Annotated in this window: 15 protein-coding genes; 12 read left to right on the top strand and 3 right to left on the bottom strand. The window is 35.1% G+C overall.

Annotated features, from left to right (window positions below):
• Nucleotides 1-15: 15 nt before the first annotated feature.
• Together Q0505_RS09820 and Q0505_RS09815 are read right to left on the bottom strand one after the other, a co-directional pair.
• Nucleotides 16-501, bottom strand: coding sequence for a lipocalin family protein (locus Q0505_RS09820; RefSeq protein WP_299212191.1), 486 nt, complete (start codon nucleotides 499-501; stop codon nucleotides 16-18).
• Nucleotides 502-847: 346 nt separating this feature from the next.
• A complete protein-coding gene (locus Q0505_RS09815) occupies nucleotides 848-2011 on the bottom strand; it encodes a DUF3095 family protein (protein WP_299212188.1) in 1164 nt (387 codons plus the stop codon).
• Nucleotides 2012-2285: 274 nt separating this feature from the next.
• Here Q0505_RS09815 and Q0505_RS09810 point away from each other — a divergent pair, with 274 nt between their 5' ends.
• From Q0505_RS09810 to Q0505_RS09770, 9 genes are all read left to right on the top strand, one after another.
• Nucleotides 2286-2600 (top strand): hypothetical protein, encoded by a 315-nt coding sequence (locus tag Q0505_RS09810; protein WP_299212185.1) that lies wholly within the window; start codon nucleotides 2286-2288, stop codon nucleotides 2598-2600.
• Nucleotides 2601-3242: 642 nt separating this feature from the next.
• Nucleotides 3243-3566 carry a YtxH domain-containing protein gene (locus Q0505_RS09805; RefSeq protein ID WP_299212182.1) on the top strand — a complete coding sequence of 108 codons (324 nt, stop codon included), beginning with the start codon at nucleotides 3243-3245 and terminating at the stop codon, nucleotides 3564-3566.
• Nucleotides 3567-3866: 300 nt separating this feature from the next.
• Nucleotides 3867-4232, top strand: a complete 366-nt coding sequence (locus tag Q0505_RS09800; protein WP_299212179.1) for an ArsC/Spx/MgsR family protein — start codon at nucleotides 3867-3869, stop codon at nucleotides 4230-4232.
• 551 nt (nucleotides 4233-4783) lie between these two features.
• Nucleotides 4784-5416: a DUF937 domain-containing protein gene (locus Q0505_RS09795; RefSeq protein ID WP_299212176.1), complete on the top strand. Its 633-nt coding sequence runs from the start codon at nucleotides 4784-4786 to the stop codon at nucleotides 5414-5416.
• A gap of 233 nt (nucleotides 5417-5649) precedes the next feature.
• Nucleotides 5650-6057 (top strand): DUF6146 family protein, encoded by a 408-nt coding sequence (locus Q0505_RS09790; protein WP_299212172.1) that lies wholly within the window; start codon nucleotides 5650-5652, stop codon nucleotides 6055-6057.
• Nucleotides 6058-6072: 15 nt separating this feature from the next.
• Nucleotides 6073-6594: a DUF6787 family protein gene (locus Q0505_RS09785; protein ID WP_299212169.1), complete on the top strand. Its 522-nt coding sequence runs from the start codon at nucleotides 6073-6075 to the stop codon at nucleotides 6592-6594.
• A gap of 1 nt (nucleotide 6595) precedes the next feature.
• The gene (locus Q0505_RS09780) at nucleotides 6596-6928 is read left to right on the top strand and encodes a hypothetical protein (protein WP_299212166.1); all 333 of its coding nucleotides are present in this window, start codon (nucleotides 6596-6598) and stop codon (nucleotides 6926-6928) included.
• A 41-nt stretch (nucleotides 6929-6969) separates the two neighbouring features.
• On the top strand, nucleotides 6970-9369 hold the full coding sequence (locus Q0505_RS09775; protein ID WP_299212163.1) for a TonB-dependent receptor: 2400 nt from the start codon (nucleotides 6970-6972) through the stop codon (nucleotides 9367-9369).
• A 25-nt stretch (nucleotides 9370-9394) separates the two neighbouring features.
• On the top strand, nucleotides 9395-9958 hold the full coding sequence (locus tag Q0505_RS09770) for a type 1 periplasmic binding fold superfamily protein (RefSeq protein ID WP_299212160.1): 564 nt from the start codon (nucleotides 9395-9397) through the stop codon (nucleotides 9956-9958).
• Nucleotides 9959-10453: 495 nt separating this feature from the next.
• Here the strand turns inward: Q0505_RS09770 and Q0505_RS09765 are convergent, their stop codons facing one another.
• Entirely contained in the window at nucleotides 10454-11989 is a 1536-nt protein-coding gene (locus Q0505_RS09765) for an NAD(P)H-hydrate dehydratase (RefSeq protein WP_299212157.1), read from the bottom strand.
• Nucleotides 11990-12533: 544 nt separating this feature from the next.
• Between Q0505_RS09765 and Q0505_RS09760 the strand changes: the two genes are divergently transcribed.
• The 3 genes from Q0505_RS09760 to Q0505_RS09750 all read left to right on the top strand — a co-directional run.
• Nucleotides 12534-13031, top strand: coding sequence for a hypothetical protein (locus tag Q0505_RS09760; protein WP_299212154.1), 498 nt, complete (start codon nucleotides 12534-12536; stop codon nucleotides 13029-13031).
• A 223-nt stretch (nucleotides 13032-13254) separates the two neighbouring features.
• Entirely contained in the window at nucleotides 13255-13977 is a 723-nt protein-coding gene (locus Q0505_RS09755) for a hypothetical protein (protein ID WP_299212151.1), read from the top strand.
• 200 nt (nucleotides 13978-14177) lie between these two features.
• A partial coding sequence (locus Q0505_RS09750) for a hypothetical protein (protein ID WP_299212148.1) occupies nucleotides 14178-15745 on the top strand: 1568 nt, incomplete at its 3' end.

Below are 15745 nucleotides of genomic sequence, written 5' to 3'. Positions count from 1 at the left end.
GTTAGGGTTTGTTTTTTATTGGGTTATAATTTTAGAAAAATTCATGCTAATGGTAAAGGGTTTTCCTTCTAGTTGCACTTTTTGATTAATTTGCAACTGATCGTCAGATAGATAGGAAATCGAAAGTTTAAATCCTTTTTCGTCCATCGTAGACTTCATTTTCTCGTCTGTCGGTTTTAAAATGATATCATAAGCTGTTTCATTTTCTCCTATACCTGGTAATGCCCACACAAAGTAGCGTTTGCCAGTAGGACAATTGGTATCTGTAATCTCGTAGTTACCAAAGTTATTATTGGGTATAAATCGCCACGTAGATCCTTCTAAACATTCTGCTGAGGTATCTCCAAAAATAGTCACATTAAATGTTCCTGCTCTATCATAAGAAATGTCATCAAGCGTCCAACTTCCTTTTAAAGTTTTTTTAGATTCTTTAATTGTTTTTGTTGATCCGCAACTTAATAGTACAACAGAGCAAATAGCAATAAGCCATAGTTTTTTCATAATTAGTGTTTTTTAAATTATTTGGTTATCAATGATTTTAAGGTTGTTAGTCACATATTCTTTGTAAGGTACGAAGATGCGATAGTGTCTGGACTTTTGCGTTACATAATTAGTACCTTCTTTTATATAATTTTATATGCAGGTGTATTTTCAATTCTTTAAATCATTTTTTTTTGAGCAAATTTCGAGGTAGTAGACCTCAATCTTTAGTTGAAAAAATCCTTGCCTCTCTCTCTGAAAAATGAGATTAATTCAACTAGCTGTTTTAGATGTATTACCTTTTAGTCATATAGAACAGGGTTTTACGGATACCTTTATAATTAACTCTCATTAGATTTGACAGCTATTAATTGACAATCAGATTTTTCTTTTTCTTAATCATCATAGCGGCACTTGTATACCCACCTTCGGTACCATCTACAAAATGAATATGATTGTCCTTACGATCTTGGACATAACAAGACATGATAGATGCGTATGTTTTGTGCATTCCGTAATTAATTTTTTTATCAGACTCTAATCCATCAAGAAATAATTCTAAAGATTGTAATTGTTGAGCAGTCCCACTTATGACGGTATTTATGGAACCATCTATCATTAAGGTGTCAGAGAGTTGAGATACTTTATAAAGGTACTCCTGCCCATCCTTAAAATATTCAAAATAAAATTTACCGAAAAATGTAATTGACCAATTTTTTATGAGGTAGCTTAATTTTGACTTACCCAATCTAGCAATCATCTCTCTTCGTATTTTACTTATAGTAGTGTCCAACTTTAGTTCTCTAGTACTTATAGGAATTCTCTCTTCTAATGATCCAAATAACGTATGGATTTCCTGTAAAATATCACTGAAAATTTTAGATTGTTCCTGTTCTTTTACAGAATTTACGATAAGACAAACTACTTTTTTTTCTGAACTATCTGGTTTTATTTCATCCCACCTACATTCCATCCCGTCGAGATTCACAGGGATATCTACTTTGCTATCAACCATGGAATCTGTAAAATTTTTCTTTATTTCCTTTTCAGCAAATTTTAAACCTAATCCAAGTACTACTGGAACTGTTAGAAACGTATTTAGTTTAAATTTTGTAATCTTCAGGCTATGCCCATTTTTGTAAACTTCAGAAACAGCCATCTTATCTGCCCGCAATGTTAAAAACATGGTGTTTTTTACATGAACCGTATATCTATCAAGAATATTAACAACATCAATAATATAGTTTCCGGGAATTAAAAAAGTAGCTCCATCCCCACCAAAAAAGTAGGGAATCTTAAAGGTGGCATCAATTTGTTTTAATTCATTGAGTACTGCAATGATACTACCCGTAGCTGCAAGGTTAACACTACCGTGTAGCCCATTATTAACAGCTTCGGTAGAGTTCTCAATATCTGCAACCACCACATACCAATTATCAGGAACTGGCTCAAAACGATGAATCTCATTAAGCAATTCGTGAATCGGTATCTTTTGTTTTTTAAGCTTCTTATAAAATAATTTTGTGTCCACTTGATTAGTAAATAAAATACTAGTAAATGTATAAGGATTTTAGATAGAAGATACTATCATTATGAAATAATTATGTAGCTAAATGAATAATAATCCTTCCGAAAAATATATTACTCTTTTTTAAGATTATAAAAACTGCATATTTAAATTAATAAAGATTTTTACGAAATCATGTAACTATCAAAAACAAGTATGAATATAAATTTGACAAGAGATTTCAAGTCAACTAAAATTAATTTATTAGTCCATTAGTATTACCTAAATAATGATCATTATGAAAATATTTATTTTATTATTTTGTATCAATTTTATTAGTTTCACTCCAATTAATAATAACGCTGACGTTATAAGTAATGATGAGATTTATGAAGCTAAAGCAATTTTTGACGGATATGAAGGCGGCTATTATTTCTTTACAAATGAAGATGAAACAGCCTTACAATTTGAAAGTAAAGATCACCCTTTGTTAACAGATGAAAAATTTAAGAATGGCGAATTTATCGGGAAGTCATTTACTATTGTCCTTAAAAAGAACACAGATAAAGACAGTTTAACGGCAGAGATCGTTAGTATTTCTTATGCCGATTAAAGAAGTCACCTATTTCTACTGCCATATAACCAAATTAATCTAACTGAAAAGAGATAATTACTGTATGATTTACGTGATCTTACAGAAGAAAAAATCAAAATCTTAAAGAATTCTTACTAAAAAAGACGTTACATACTTATGGTGTGACTACACTTTTATAGCCTACTAGTAAAGCGGGTTTATACGCTTTCGCGAAAGCGTACTTAGAAATTTATATATTGCCTAGCTGCTTTTTAACTTATCTATTTGTTTTTGAATAAAAATAAGAACCCTATATCAAGCTCTGGATACTAAAAATCACCTTAAAAGTCCGAGTATTAAACCATAGATTCCGCTGAAAAAATAAGGCTAGTTCTCAACTAGTCTTATTAAATATATTGCTTCACAACGCTGTAAAAACAATATTTTATTAATAAACTGATTCAAATCATTTTAAGCTTTCATCAAATATGCTACTTTTAGTATATCTAATGTTAAATAATAAATGATTCTAAAAAATGTGTATGTCAAAAAAGAATAGGGATCGAGATATTAAACCATAAATCTGGCTGAAAAAGCGGGATTGGTTCAACTAATTATTTCGTATCTGTCTTTCATACTTTACAAAGTAGTATTTCATTAATAAATTAAATATATAAAATCATGGATAATAATAATGGGAATACCTTGTTGGCTCTATTAACAGGGTTTACAATTGGTGTTGGAATAGGAATCCTATTTGCACCAGATAAAGGTATAGAGACAAGAAAAAAAATAAAGAATAAAACGTTGGAGGCAAAATCTGATATTCAAGATCGCATTCATAATGCTAAGGAGGAACTCATACAAACGGTGGATGAAAAGAAAGAAACCTTTGAGGAAAAATTAGAAAATGCGATCTCAACTATGAGTTTAAAAGCTGATGATATTATTGATGCCTTAGAGCATAAATTAGAAACTTTAAAAAAGAAAAATACTCAACCTTAAAAGATTAAAGATAATTGGTTTGATTTGCTATGACCTTAGAAAGAAAGTAACCAATTCTCTAATAAGAAGGTATTGAGATCTTATAATACAATAGAATTCTTTTGAAGAAATTGACAATCAGTTAAAAACGTTAGACTACTAAAAAGGTAACTATATAGATTTTTTTTATCAAATGTAGGATCATCTAGAATAGATTTTTTATCATTAATTATGATAGATTATGTATATAAACCTCACAAAGGAAATTAATTATTTGTATTTTTAAAACTTTTCAAAAAATCATTTTAAAACATTAAATAAATGGGAGAAATAGCAACATCAGATAGAGAAGTTATCCTATATTATAATCCTGACTCAAAAATTGGCAAAAAAGTATTAGCCTATGCAAAAGCAGAAGGATGTGCATTGAGAGAGGTAGATGTTTTAAAAACACCTTTTACAGGTACTCAGTTAAAAGAGCTTGCCAATAGACTTCAATTAACTATTGATGGATTGGTAAATACGCAGCATCCAGAGTTTGAAAATCATTTTGGAAATCCAAATTTTAGCGATGACGATTGGATAAAACTAATGCGAAAAAACCCTCAATTTATTAAAGAACCCATTGTAATTAAGGGAGATAAAACAATACTTGTTGAAACCCCTAGTGATATTACTAAGTTATAGCTTAATCATAGGAACAAAGCTTGCAAACTAGTAGTTGTCATTCATTTCATAAAGATTTTCCATAGATCCTACTAGTATAAAAGGTAGAATTTTTGTGCGATGCTACACTATAAATAAAAGAGACTCTTCTATTAATTTTCTATTCCTTTATTCGTCTATCAAACCAAAAGGATGAATATGCATTAGCTTAATCGGGTTATTTTTAGAGTGAATAGCAGTAAGCGCTTTTAAGATGTTTACCCAAGTGTACTCATCAAATTGCGAAAGTAGTAAAGATTTATAAATTGATCTCTAGCTTGACAGGACAATAGTCTGACTCGTAAAAATTTGAAAACATATCAATAATTTTACTGTATTAATAAGAGATGTACTCACCAAAAAGTAATCGACTCACCTATCAAGTATGTGTTATCATAAAAAGAACGAAAATCTAACTTAAATACCGACAAATAACACTAATTGATCGGTAAAATACATTTCTAATGCAAACCATCTTATTTACTTCAAATATTTCGTAAATTGAAATCATTAATAACTTAAACCAAATAAAGATGTCAGGATTACTAGACTTATTAAATAGCCCAATGGGAAAACAGATTATTAGCGGAGTGAGTGGGTCTACAGGTCAATCAGAAAGTGATACGGGGAAACTGTTAAGTATGGCGATGCCCGTACTTATGGGGGCTATGAAAAAAAATGTACAGACACCAGAGGGAGCTGCAGGATTAATGGGAGCACTTTCTAATAAACATGACGGTAGCATATTAGATAATCTAGAAGGTCTTTTTCAAGGAGGCGTAGATGATAGCGTAAAACGAGATGGAGAAGGTATATTAGGACACCTTTTAGGAAGTAACCGCCCTAACGTAGAAAATGCATTAAGTCAAAAATCAGGAATGGATGCTGGAACTGTAGCACAAATTCTTAAAGTAGCTGCACCGATCCTTATGGGCGTGTTAGGAAAACAAACAAAACAGTCGGGAGTAAGTGATGCAGGAGGAATGAACACCTTAATAGGAAGTATGCTAGGAGGACAACCACAAGAAAATCAAAGCCTGATATCTTCATTACTGGATGCAGATGGAGATGGAAGTATCTTAGACGATGTTGCAGATATGGTATTAGGAAGCAATAAGAAAAAAGGAGGCCTTGGTGGTTTACTAGGAGGTCTTTTCGGAAAATAAACTATAGTTTTCACCCAACTATTTTTGAAAATCACATACGATAGTAATCGTGTGTGATTTTTTGTTTTTAGATATAAGTGTACCAAGATTGTTCCCTCACCCAACACACCCATTCCCTCATTTATCATTTTTATACTCACCCAAGTACTATAGATTTGTTCAAGACAAAGAGCGGTAATCATACTGCTTTACATTAACACAAAATTTCAACTAAAATTAGTACATTTAAGATTATGAAAAAGATTCTTTACACCCTCATCCTTGCCGCATTCATTATAGGATGCGCGAGCACAAACACAACAAAAGATATTGCAAATACCGCTGGTAAGACCTCAGACACCGTTCGCATTGCAAATGACAGCCTAGAGTTTGAAATCCTGATTATAGAACCTGGATTTAATAATTGGCTGGTCACACAACAACCAAGAGGCTATTACGAGCAAATATATCTAGAGAACAGAAATATCATTAGAGTGGTAGAGTATAACAATCGTGTCCTTAATAACGCTAGGTATGACCCCAACATATACATTCAACAAATCAATTATGAAAGAGGTGTAGATTATGGCTACGAAGTAAATTACTTATTGCATAATTGGTTTAAATTTTTTGAACAACGGTACGGACAAAAGCTACGATAATCGTACTTTTGTTCTGTGATACAGAACTTCAAAAATCGTTGGGAAATAACACAAAACTGGCAACTCATTCATCCATTTTTGGGAATGATTGCCAGTTTTTTTTCCGCATACCTCATCGCGCGAGCCATTGTGAACGCCATTGCGTTTCAAAATGAAACCTATTCCCTCATCGCTACTATTTTACTACTCCTAGTAGTTACGTACCTCATACTAAAAATCACTTTATGGTTATTTACAAAACTTTATAAACGTTGGGGAGTCACCCAACGATGGCAACTTATTGCCATGTTTTTGGTCTTCGCCATTACAGGAAGTACGGCTGGAAAACTTTCCAATCCCTTGCTAGAATTGATAGGGCTTGCTAAAGACACTACCAATGGGTGGATCTATTGGCCTGTTAGAATTCTGTTAATCTTTCCTATATATCAAGTTTTATTGGTCATATTTGGATGGATTTTTGGTCAGTACACATTTTTTAAAAATTTTGCGGTCAAAATGGCATCAAGAATGGGATTTGCATTCTTATTCAAAAACTAAATTGCGCACCTATCGTTCACATATCGCCCAATGTATATCGGCAATAGCCCTTATCACTTCTTTGCTGCTTCCAGCAATAGCCAACCTATTGCATAGTGCCGAGGGACATGATCATTTTGATAATTGTGAAAATCCATCAGATACACACGTACACAAAAAGCAATTAGATTGTAGTCTCTATGACGTAACACTCAAAAAAAACGGGGTATTTACTTTTGGTAAAGAAATCGCTTTTACGCAACTACAAGACATTCCTGAAAAAACAATTCATACCTATACCATATACAGATCTGTATATAATACCTCAACATCCAGAGGACCACCTGCTTGTTAATTTATAGGAACCCTATACTCTAATTAACAAACTTTTTACCCATGAAATTTTTTGTCATACTCTGCACGTTTATGTGCTGTGGTAACGCTATTGCACAAGATTGCACGTATTCCCTTACGGGCTATGTGATTGACTTACACGATCAAGAAACCCTCGCTGATGCAACACTCAGTATCGAAGAAGGTGGACGTGTGATACAAACAGACGCCAAAGGAAAATATACCTTTAAAAATCTATGCCAAGGCACAACGTATAGCATCCGTGTATCACACCCTTCTTGTGATGCAGAAAACATAAAAGTAACCATCAACGGAGATACAGAACGCACTATTTATATGGAGCACCATCTGGAAGAATTGGGTGAAGTTTCTATTACCGCAGAAGCACCTAAAAATGCTGGTAAAACGGCGGTAGAGTCCAGCCTATCTACAGAAGATATTCAAGCCAATAGTGCTGGTTCGCTAGGAGATGCCTTAAATCAGTTGAGTGGTGTGTCTTCTTTAAATACAGGAAATACCGTAGTAAAACCTGTCATTCAGGGATTGCACAGCAGCCGTGTCGTGTTGATCACCGATGGTACCCGATTACAAGATCAGGAATGGGGCGTAGAACATGCTCCTAATGTCGATCTGAATAATGCAGGAAGTATTGCTGTGATCAAAGGCGCAGCTGGATTACAATACGGAGGTGACGCTGTAGGGGGTACAATTATCGTAAATCCAAGACGAATTCCAATTTCTGACAGTTTATATGGAGAAACGCTGATTACAGGAGTTTCTAATGGTCGTGGCGGGAGCATTACCTCTACTCTAGTCAAATCTTATAATTCGGGTTGGTATGGAAGTTTTCAAGGTACTTTAAAACGCTTTGGGGACTTTGAAGCACCCAATTATATACTGAGTAATACAGGCGCTTTTGAGCGTGATGTGGCTGTTCGGATTGGGGTGAATAAATATTCCTATGGAGTTGAAGCAAGTTATACATTGTATAATAATGAATTAGGCATCTTACGTGCATCGCATGTAGGAAGCGCTGCCGATCTTGCCAATGCACTCAATAGCAATACTCCACAGGTGATAGAAGATTTTACGTACACTATCAACCCGCCGAAGCAGGAAATCAAACACCAAACCGCAAAACTAAATGCCTACAAACGTTTTAACGATATTGGCAAGCTTAGTTTTCAGTATGATTATCAGCAAAACAATCGGTTGGAATTTGATATTAGACGGGACAGCGAAGATGTACGCCCATCGATAGATTTGGAATTACGTACCCACAGCGCCACCTTAGATTTTGACTACACCGCAGATAATTCGGTGGTGGTAAAAGCGGGTATTGTAGGACGTTCACAAACAAATTTTCCAGATCCGTCTACGGGCATCCGCAGATTGATTCCTGACTATGATCGTACCGATTTTGGCGTATATGCACTGGCTGCCAAAACCCTCGATGCATGGACACTAGAAGGTGGGGTACGGTATGATTACAACTACATCAACGCAGAAAAATTTTATCGGACTTCCTTTTGGGAAGCTAGAGGCTATGATGTGTTATTTCCTGAGTTGGTGGTAGAAGATTTTGGAAGTCAGTTATTGACTAATCCTGAGTTTACCTATCACAACGTGTCGGCAACAGCGGGGGCGGGCTATGATTTTAATGATACCTATTCGCTTACGCTAAATTATGCCTTGTCCAACAGAGCGCCTAACCCCTCAGAATTATTCAGTGACGGGTTACACCAAAGTGCATCACGTATTGAGTTAGGCGATATTCGTTTTGATAAGGAAACCTCTAATAAGGTGTCTGTTGCGCTTTCGCGAAAGCGTACCAATTGGTCATTCACAATAGCGCCATTTGCTAATTATATTTCTGACTTTATCCTTATAGAACCTACTGGAAGTCAGCAGACGTTGCGTGGTAATTTTCCTGTTTGGGAATACCGTCAGACCGATGCCCGATTACTTGGGGTGGATGTGGATAATACTTTTCGCGTAAGCGAACACATAGAAATCGCCAACCAACTCTCTATTGTCAAAGGACAAGATACTACGCGAGATCTTCCGCTGATTAATATGCCACCTGTAAACACCACCAATCGGGTGACGTATACGAATGAGAAATGGCATCATTTAAAAGTATGGGTAGAGAGTCAATATGTGTTTAGACAAAACGAATTTCCTGATACTAATTTTGAAATTTTTATTGTCGAAGCAGATCAGAATGTACTCGTGGATGTGAGTACACCACCAGATGCGTATCATTTAATCAATCTGAGAGGGCAGCTTGATTTTGACGTTAGTAATCGCTCGACGCTAGAAATAGCATTGGCGGTAAACAACCTTTTTGATACTTCGTATCGTAATTATTTAAACAGACAACGCTTTTTTGCCGATGATCTCGGGAGAAACGTAAGTCTACAACTCAAAGTAAATTATTAAAAAATAAACTATTAAAACAATTAATATGAAAACTATAAACACTTATATTATCGCACTTATTACTGGAATGATTGCTATCTCTTGCTCCTCTGATGATGACAATACACCGCAAGTCATTAATGAAGATGAAGTCATCACAACCGTACGCATACAACTTGCTAATAGCATTGGTCTGACGACCACACTAGAAAGTGTAGATGCTGATGGCGATGGTCCGAATCCTCCTGTATTTTCAATCACGGGGGAACCAATCATAGAAAATACTGAATATGTAGGAAGTGTTACTTTTTTTAATGAAACGGTAACACCAGCAGAAAATGTTACTTTAGAAGTTATTGAAGAGAGTAATGAGCATCAAGTATTTTTTACACCTGCAAGCGGTCTTAATGTGACCACGGCGTATGGTAATTTTGATGATAACGGAAATCCATTAGGCACTGCTTTTACACTGACTACAGGAGAAGTGAGTGGTGGAAATTTTACAGTGACTTTACGTCACGAGCCTACAAAACCAAACACAGGTCTTGCTGATGCTGGTGGAGATACAGATGTAGAGGTTACGTTTGGTATTAGTGTGGTGATTCAATAGAATCCCCCTAGCAAGCCCCCTAGACCCCGAAGGGGGACGCTTACTCAATCCATTATCCCCTAACCCCGAAGGGAAACTTTTACTCAAATGTGTTTTATGCTCTAAAAAAGGAGTGTGAGATTTGAAAATAGAGTACTACTCTAAAATAGAGTGTTACTCTATTTTTTTGTTTTATGGTTTTGTATGCTCCTGCTTGCCGGCGAGACAGGTTCGCGAAAGCGTACTCAGAATCATATAACAATTTCCCCGCTAGAAAGCTAAGGGTGTGTTATAAGAAATAATAGAGTAAGGCTCCCTTCCCTCGTTGAGTGAAGGGAGCTTGGTATTAGATATATTCATGTAAAAGATAAGCCGCAAGAGTAAGAATTCCCCTTTGGGGTTAGGGGATTAAGGGATTGAGTAAGCGTTCTCTTTTGGGAGTTAGGTGATTCCCTCCTCCTAACCTTCTCCCTTTGGGAGAAGGAACTGTTCACGTTTTTTATTCCCCCTTCGGGGTTAGGGGGCTTTCGGTTCTTCAGGTTTTGCAAAAAGATCCATGTAGGCTCTTCCTAAAAACTCTGTGACATCACTTGCTATGAGTCCTTCGATACCGTATTGGTTAATGGCAATATCAGCTGCTCTTCCGTGGAAGTAAACGCCCATCAATGCAGCTTCCATAGGGTGATAGCTTTGTGCTAATAGACCTGTAATGACACCTGTCAACACATCACCACTTCCTGCGGTGGCAAGCCCTGGGTTTCCGGAGTCATTGATGTATAACTTCATATCATAGGTGACAATCGTATGTGCGCCTTTCATCACGATAATGATGTCATGATTTTTAGCAAACTCAGCCGTCTTTTTCAGTCGGTCGAAATCATCTTTCCATGTGCCAATTAATCGTTCTAATTCGCCTAGATGTGGCGTAAAAATCGATAGGTTAGGTACGTGTTCTAGTAATGTGGGATTCGCAGCAATGATATTAATCGCATCCGCATCAATGATCATCGGAGTTTTCTGTCCTTTTAAAAAGGCTTCTACTGCTTTGGCAGTCTTAGGATCAGTTCCCATTCCGGGTCCGATTCCTATCGCGTTGGCTTCCGTTTGGAAGTCAATTTCTTCGAGGACTTTTCCGTTGAAGTTATCAGTTTCGGTCATCACTTCAGGAATAGCGGTTTGTAAAATCGGCACGCCTAGTTGTGGTACGTAGGCAGTGACCATACCACTTCCTGCACGCATCGCAGCTTTACTGGAAAGTACGATAGCACCCATTTTACCATAACTCCCTCCTATCAGTACACTATGTCCAAACATCCCTTTATGTGAAAATTGATCACGGCTCCGGTACATCTTAATAACTTCTTGTTTGCCTATGAGTTCTACATCGGTTGGCGTCGTTATAAGATATTCTGGATCGAGTCCGATATTTAGAATATCCCATGCTTGCATAATGGGTGCGGTTGCAGGTAAAAAGAACGGGAGTTTTGGTGCTTGATAACTGAGTGTAAATCGTGGGCGCACGATCACATCGCCTTCTTGAGGCGAAAGATCCATATACATTCCCGACGGAATATCGACACTCAGCACATAAGCTTTGGAGTCATTAATCGCTGCAAAAAGTTTCTTTACCCAATCTTGTGCAGCACGATTCAGTCCGATTCCAAAAATAGCGTCAATCACAATATCTTGGGGACTAATCTCTGGAAGTTCGTCGCCTTCCTTTAAAACGATAGGCCAATTCTTAGTCGCCGATTTCAACCGACTATAGGCTTCGAGAAAATCAGGGACACGTTTTGTGTTATAGTTGACAATGTAGGTAGTCACGTTGTAATTGTTTTCGATCAGGTAGCGAGCGAGTACCATCCCGTCGCCTCCATTTTTACCGATTCCGCAAAAAACTTTGATGGGTACTTTCCCACCTTTTAAACGCTCGTTTACCCACTCATACATATAGCCACCCGCACGTTCCATCAGATTGATAGACGGAAGTTTTTCTTTTTCTGCAGTGATTTTATGGGCTTCGTAGATCTGTTTTCTGCTATATATTTTCATGGAGTATGAGGTTCTTTTGTTGGTTAAGGATCTATGCGATCGCTAGCGTCGTAAAAATACTACTTTTTTAGGGTAAGTTGTAAGGCTGTTTTTTTCCGCTTTCGCGAAAAGGAAACAGGAATCAAAGGATTCAGGAATCAGGACAGGGAAGACTTGGAAGTTGGTTGTTTGTAGTCTTTAGTCGGTGGTCGTTTGTCGTTAGTGAGTGGTCGTGAGTCGTGGAGCGCAGCGATCTTGAGTCATCTCGACTGTAGGAGAGATCACATATCTAGCTCACTTAGCTCACTGTGATGCGATTTCTCGTCGCTCGTACCTCGTCTCGGTCGAAATGACTAAATGAGTTGTGAGTCTTGAGTCTTGCAGCGTAGCGATCCTGAGTCTTTTTACATATTTAAAAATCTCGCTTTCGCGAAAAAAGGATACTGGCTTTTTGAGTTTCACATAAAAAAGTACGGCAAATGTGGAAAACCGTAAAGGAATGACCTTTGGGTTGTTTAGATTGCAAATCATATAATATATAACCCAAATCATAATACGTACAACTATGAAAAAAAATACGTTACTTATAATAGGATGCATAGCCATGACTTTAGCTTCCTGCAGTAGCTATACGCGGATCGGAGACTTAACAGGCATCAGCAACAGAAACGTAGACGACACTCAGCAATATGTAATGCTAGAGCGAGAAGTCGAAGCGATTGCTATGTCTGAAGACGATGCCTTAGAGCAAGCGGTAGATACCATGACAAAAGAGCACGAAGGCGAATTTCTAAGAAATGTCAAAATCTACGTCAAAAGCAATGGCAAAAAAGTAAAGGTGATTGGTGATGTATGGGGTGTTCAAAAAACAGCTGTAAATGTAAATACCAATGCCACTGCCACCATTGAACTAAAGATTGGAGACAATGTCGTTTTTGATAGACGAGGCACCATTACCGATGGAAAAATCATAGGATTAAATGCCACTGCTGTTATTGTAGAGTATGGAAAAAGAAAGAAAAAAATCGAGTTACGGTATGATGATGTGACGAAGACGGAGTAGCGGTGTATAGATACAAAAAATAAATGAGCATATAACATCTTACTTCTAACAACAAAGCTACTTACATGAGGTAAACAACTGCTAGCGGCTTTTGTATGTATCTATAAATCAATTATATTTACAGGATATTGATTACAACAATCCATTGATAACCTGATTTATTTACGGGATATTGATGATAAGGTACATTTTATAACGAGTTGTGCAACATTTAACCAAACCAATGACCATAGATGATAATTCACATTTTAGATTTCCACCAAAAAAACTTAAACCTGAACAAGTAATTGTATTTAATGCAATTACTTATAGCGTTGATATTTGCGAAATCACATTTGACAGACTGAAAAGTGAGTTGATAAAATTTAGCGAAAACCCCAGCAGTAAAAATGAAAACTATCCAAAAATCTTCGCAGACGTTTGGACAATAATAAGTAACGCAACGATTTTTTTAAACTTAATAGTTCGCCATTTTGATTTAGAAGAAAACGAAGAACATCTTTCAGAACTAAAAAAAGCTAAAAAACTTCGTAATTCCTTTCAACATATAGACGAAAGAATATCTGAAGTTTTAACCTTGAACGACTTGCCAATGTACGGTTCATTATCGTGGACAAGAAATATTCCCGAAACAAATAAATTTCAGCAGTTCATGCTTTATTCTGGAGTTTTTACTAATCATAAAGTAAATGTTGGCGGACAAATGATAACACCCAAAATAGAAATCGGAATTGAGCAAATTGAGGAAATCATTTTTGAATCTGTAACTAAAAAAAACAAAACAGAATATCCGCAAGTAACAGTTTCTATCAAAAAGCTAATTTTAGATATTCAGAATTGGATTGCTCATTTTGAGAAACAGATTTCGGAACAACTCGAACAATACGGAAAAATGGAAAGGCATAATACTAATTTATTCTTCCAAATAAATGGACATCGTAAATAAAAAACGTTGCGCAACAAATTATATATCTAATATACAGTTAGTTAATAAGTAAAGGTTAAGGCATATTTGGAAAGTTGCCAAATTTTTAAATTTGGCTTTTAGAATAATAAACATAAAAAGAAAATTAAAAAAATCGGCTTGTGTAAACCATGTCCCTTAACGAACATTTACCAAAATTTACCTGAATCCGAAATTCTACAATGAAAAGAGATTTAAATCGAGTAATTTTTTATTCAATACAAGATTTATCAAAAGATAGAAATCTACAAAATGCTGAGTCTTTAATTGAAAAATTCGATTCTAAAAATCTCTATGATATAAACGACATTTTAGAATTATATCAAATTAAACTTTATTTTGACAATGAACTCTATCGTAGTGTTTGGAGTGAAGAAACAAAAGAGAATTATTTAAGAACCGTTAATTCCTTTTGGGAAACAATAACTTCCTTCTTCCTTAAAATAAATAGCAAGAATATTTCGGTTCACTTCGATTCAACTGATTACCAATATTATGATTCATTTTGGACTTTGATAAGTCAATTAAGCATTCATAAAAACATCTCATCAGATAGCCTAAAAGAAATATTAAAAAATAGCAGATTTCACATAAGACAATTACTAAAGCAAAAAAATATAGTAAATCATTTTTCTAGGATTATTAAGGATTTTCTTATGGATTCTACAGAGTCAGCAGAATTATTGCTTTCCCAGTTCGAAGAAGACTATATCTTATCTGAAAAACCAAAATTATTCTTTCCAACATCATTAAAGGATTCAGATAAGGAATCTATGATTTTAAATTATTTAGATTTACCTAACGCAAATTTAAATTACGTTAAACTAGTTGTCAATTCAAGAACCTTAAAATTATCAGATAAAACTAAATTAAAGGCAAAAAGATTAGAAAAAAAGCAGAATGATGATTTTTTTAAAAAAGAAGCTGGTACTTCTCACAGAGTGCAAGGTTCGCTATCAAAAGACCAAGATGAACCTTACAAATTAAAAAATAAGAATGGTCAGTTTACACATTCCTATTCCGAAAAGTGGCTGAATGTTACAAAATCTAACGACAACATTTTTCGGAACTTCTCTTACCTCTTTAGATATATCAATGCACAAGGTTGTATAGAATTAGTGAGTAAAAATCACGAAATTGAATCACTTGAACGAGTTTTTATGCGTTCTAAAAACGAATACTTGATAAGTTTTAAATTTCACGGTAAAAGCTTATTGTCACATATTCAATTAGCATTATATCTTCATTACTTACAAGAAAACAAAATAAGTCTTGAGAATGTTTTATCACATCAAGTTATTGAAGTCTTGAATGAAAGGTTTGAAATTAAAGGATTAACTATTTCATTCGCTTCTGAAAATGCTTCGCCATTAGAGAAAATTAGATTTATCGCACCTGAATTAGAGTTTCTAATTAAACAATATCAATGTTACGTTGAAGAAGGTTTCATAGATTTTGACTTGATTAAAATTAGTTCTTCTCAATTACATTTAAGTAAAGTAAAAAGTAAACTAAATAAGAAATACGTTTATGGTCAAGGAGAAGAATATTTAAGGCTAAATTATTATTTCTTTTCAAATTCATCTATGCTCTACTATATTGAGCCTTTTAAAGAAAAGTATCGGTCATTTTATCAATTATTAACAAATGAAAATATTGGTTATGAAGATTTTCAAGATTTTCAAAAAGGAGATATTGACTATTTAATTTCAAATAGTTATTTATACAAAGATAAAGACGGTTTTTTGAG

The organism is uncultured Dokdonia sp., assembly GCF_937910895.1.
Lineage (GTDB): Bacteria > Bacteroidota > Bacteroidia > Flavobacteriales > Flavobacteriaceae > Dokdonia.
This window is presented reverse-complemented; position numbering and strand designations above follow the sequence as displayed.

What these genes read in the sequence shown, in the direction of transcription:
- Q0505_RS09805 (WP_299212182.1), top strand. Translation starts at nt 3,243, where the DNA reads ATGGATAATAATAATGGGAATACCTTGTTGGCTCTATTAACAGGGTTT.
- Q0505_RS09755 (WP_299212151.1), top strand. Translation starts at nt 13,255, where the DNA reads ATGACCATAGATGATAATTCACATTTTAGATTTCCACCAAAAAAACTT.
- Q0505_RS09760 (WP_299212154.1), top strand. Translation starts at nt 12,534, where the DNA reads ATGAAAAAAAATACGTTACTTATAATAGGATGCATAGCCATGACTTTA.
- Q0505_RS09770 (WP_299212160.1), top strand. Translation starts at nt 9,395, where the DNA reads ATGAAAACTATAAACACTTATATTATCGCACTTATTACTGGAATGATT.
- Q0505_RS09820 (WP_299212191.1), bottom strand. Translation starts at nt 501, where the DNA reads ATGAAAAAACTATGGCTTATTGCTATTTGCTCTGTTGTACTATTAAGT.
- Q0505_RS09800 (WP_299212179.1), top strand. Translation starts at nt 3,867, where the DNA reads ATGGGAGAAATAGCAACATCAGATAGAGAAGTTATCCTATATTATAAT.
- Q0505_RS09775 (WP_299212163.1), top strand. Translation starts at nt 6,970, where the DNA reads ATGAAATTTTTTGTCATACTCTGCACGTTTATGTGCTGTGGTAACGCT.
- Q0505_RS09795 (WP_299212176.1), top strand. Translation starts at nt 4,784, where the DNA reads ATGTCAGGATTACTAGACTTATTAAATAGCCCAATGGGAAAACAGATT.
- Q0505_RS09765 (WP_299212157.1), bottom strand. Translation starts at nt 11,989, where the DNA reads ATGAAAATATATAGCAGAAAACAGATCTACGAAGCCCATAAAATCACT.
- Q0505_RS09810 (WP_299212185.1), top strand. Translation starts at nt 2,286, where the DNA reads ATGAAAATATTTATTTTATTATTTTGTATCAATTTTATTAGTTTCACT.
- Q0505_RS09790 (WP_299212172.1), top strand. Translation starts at nt 5,650, where the DNA reads ATGAAAAAGATTCTTTACACCCTCATCCTTGCCGCATTCATTATAGGA.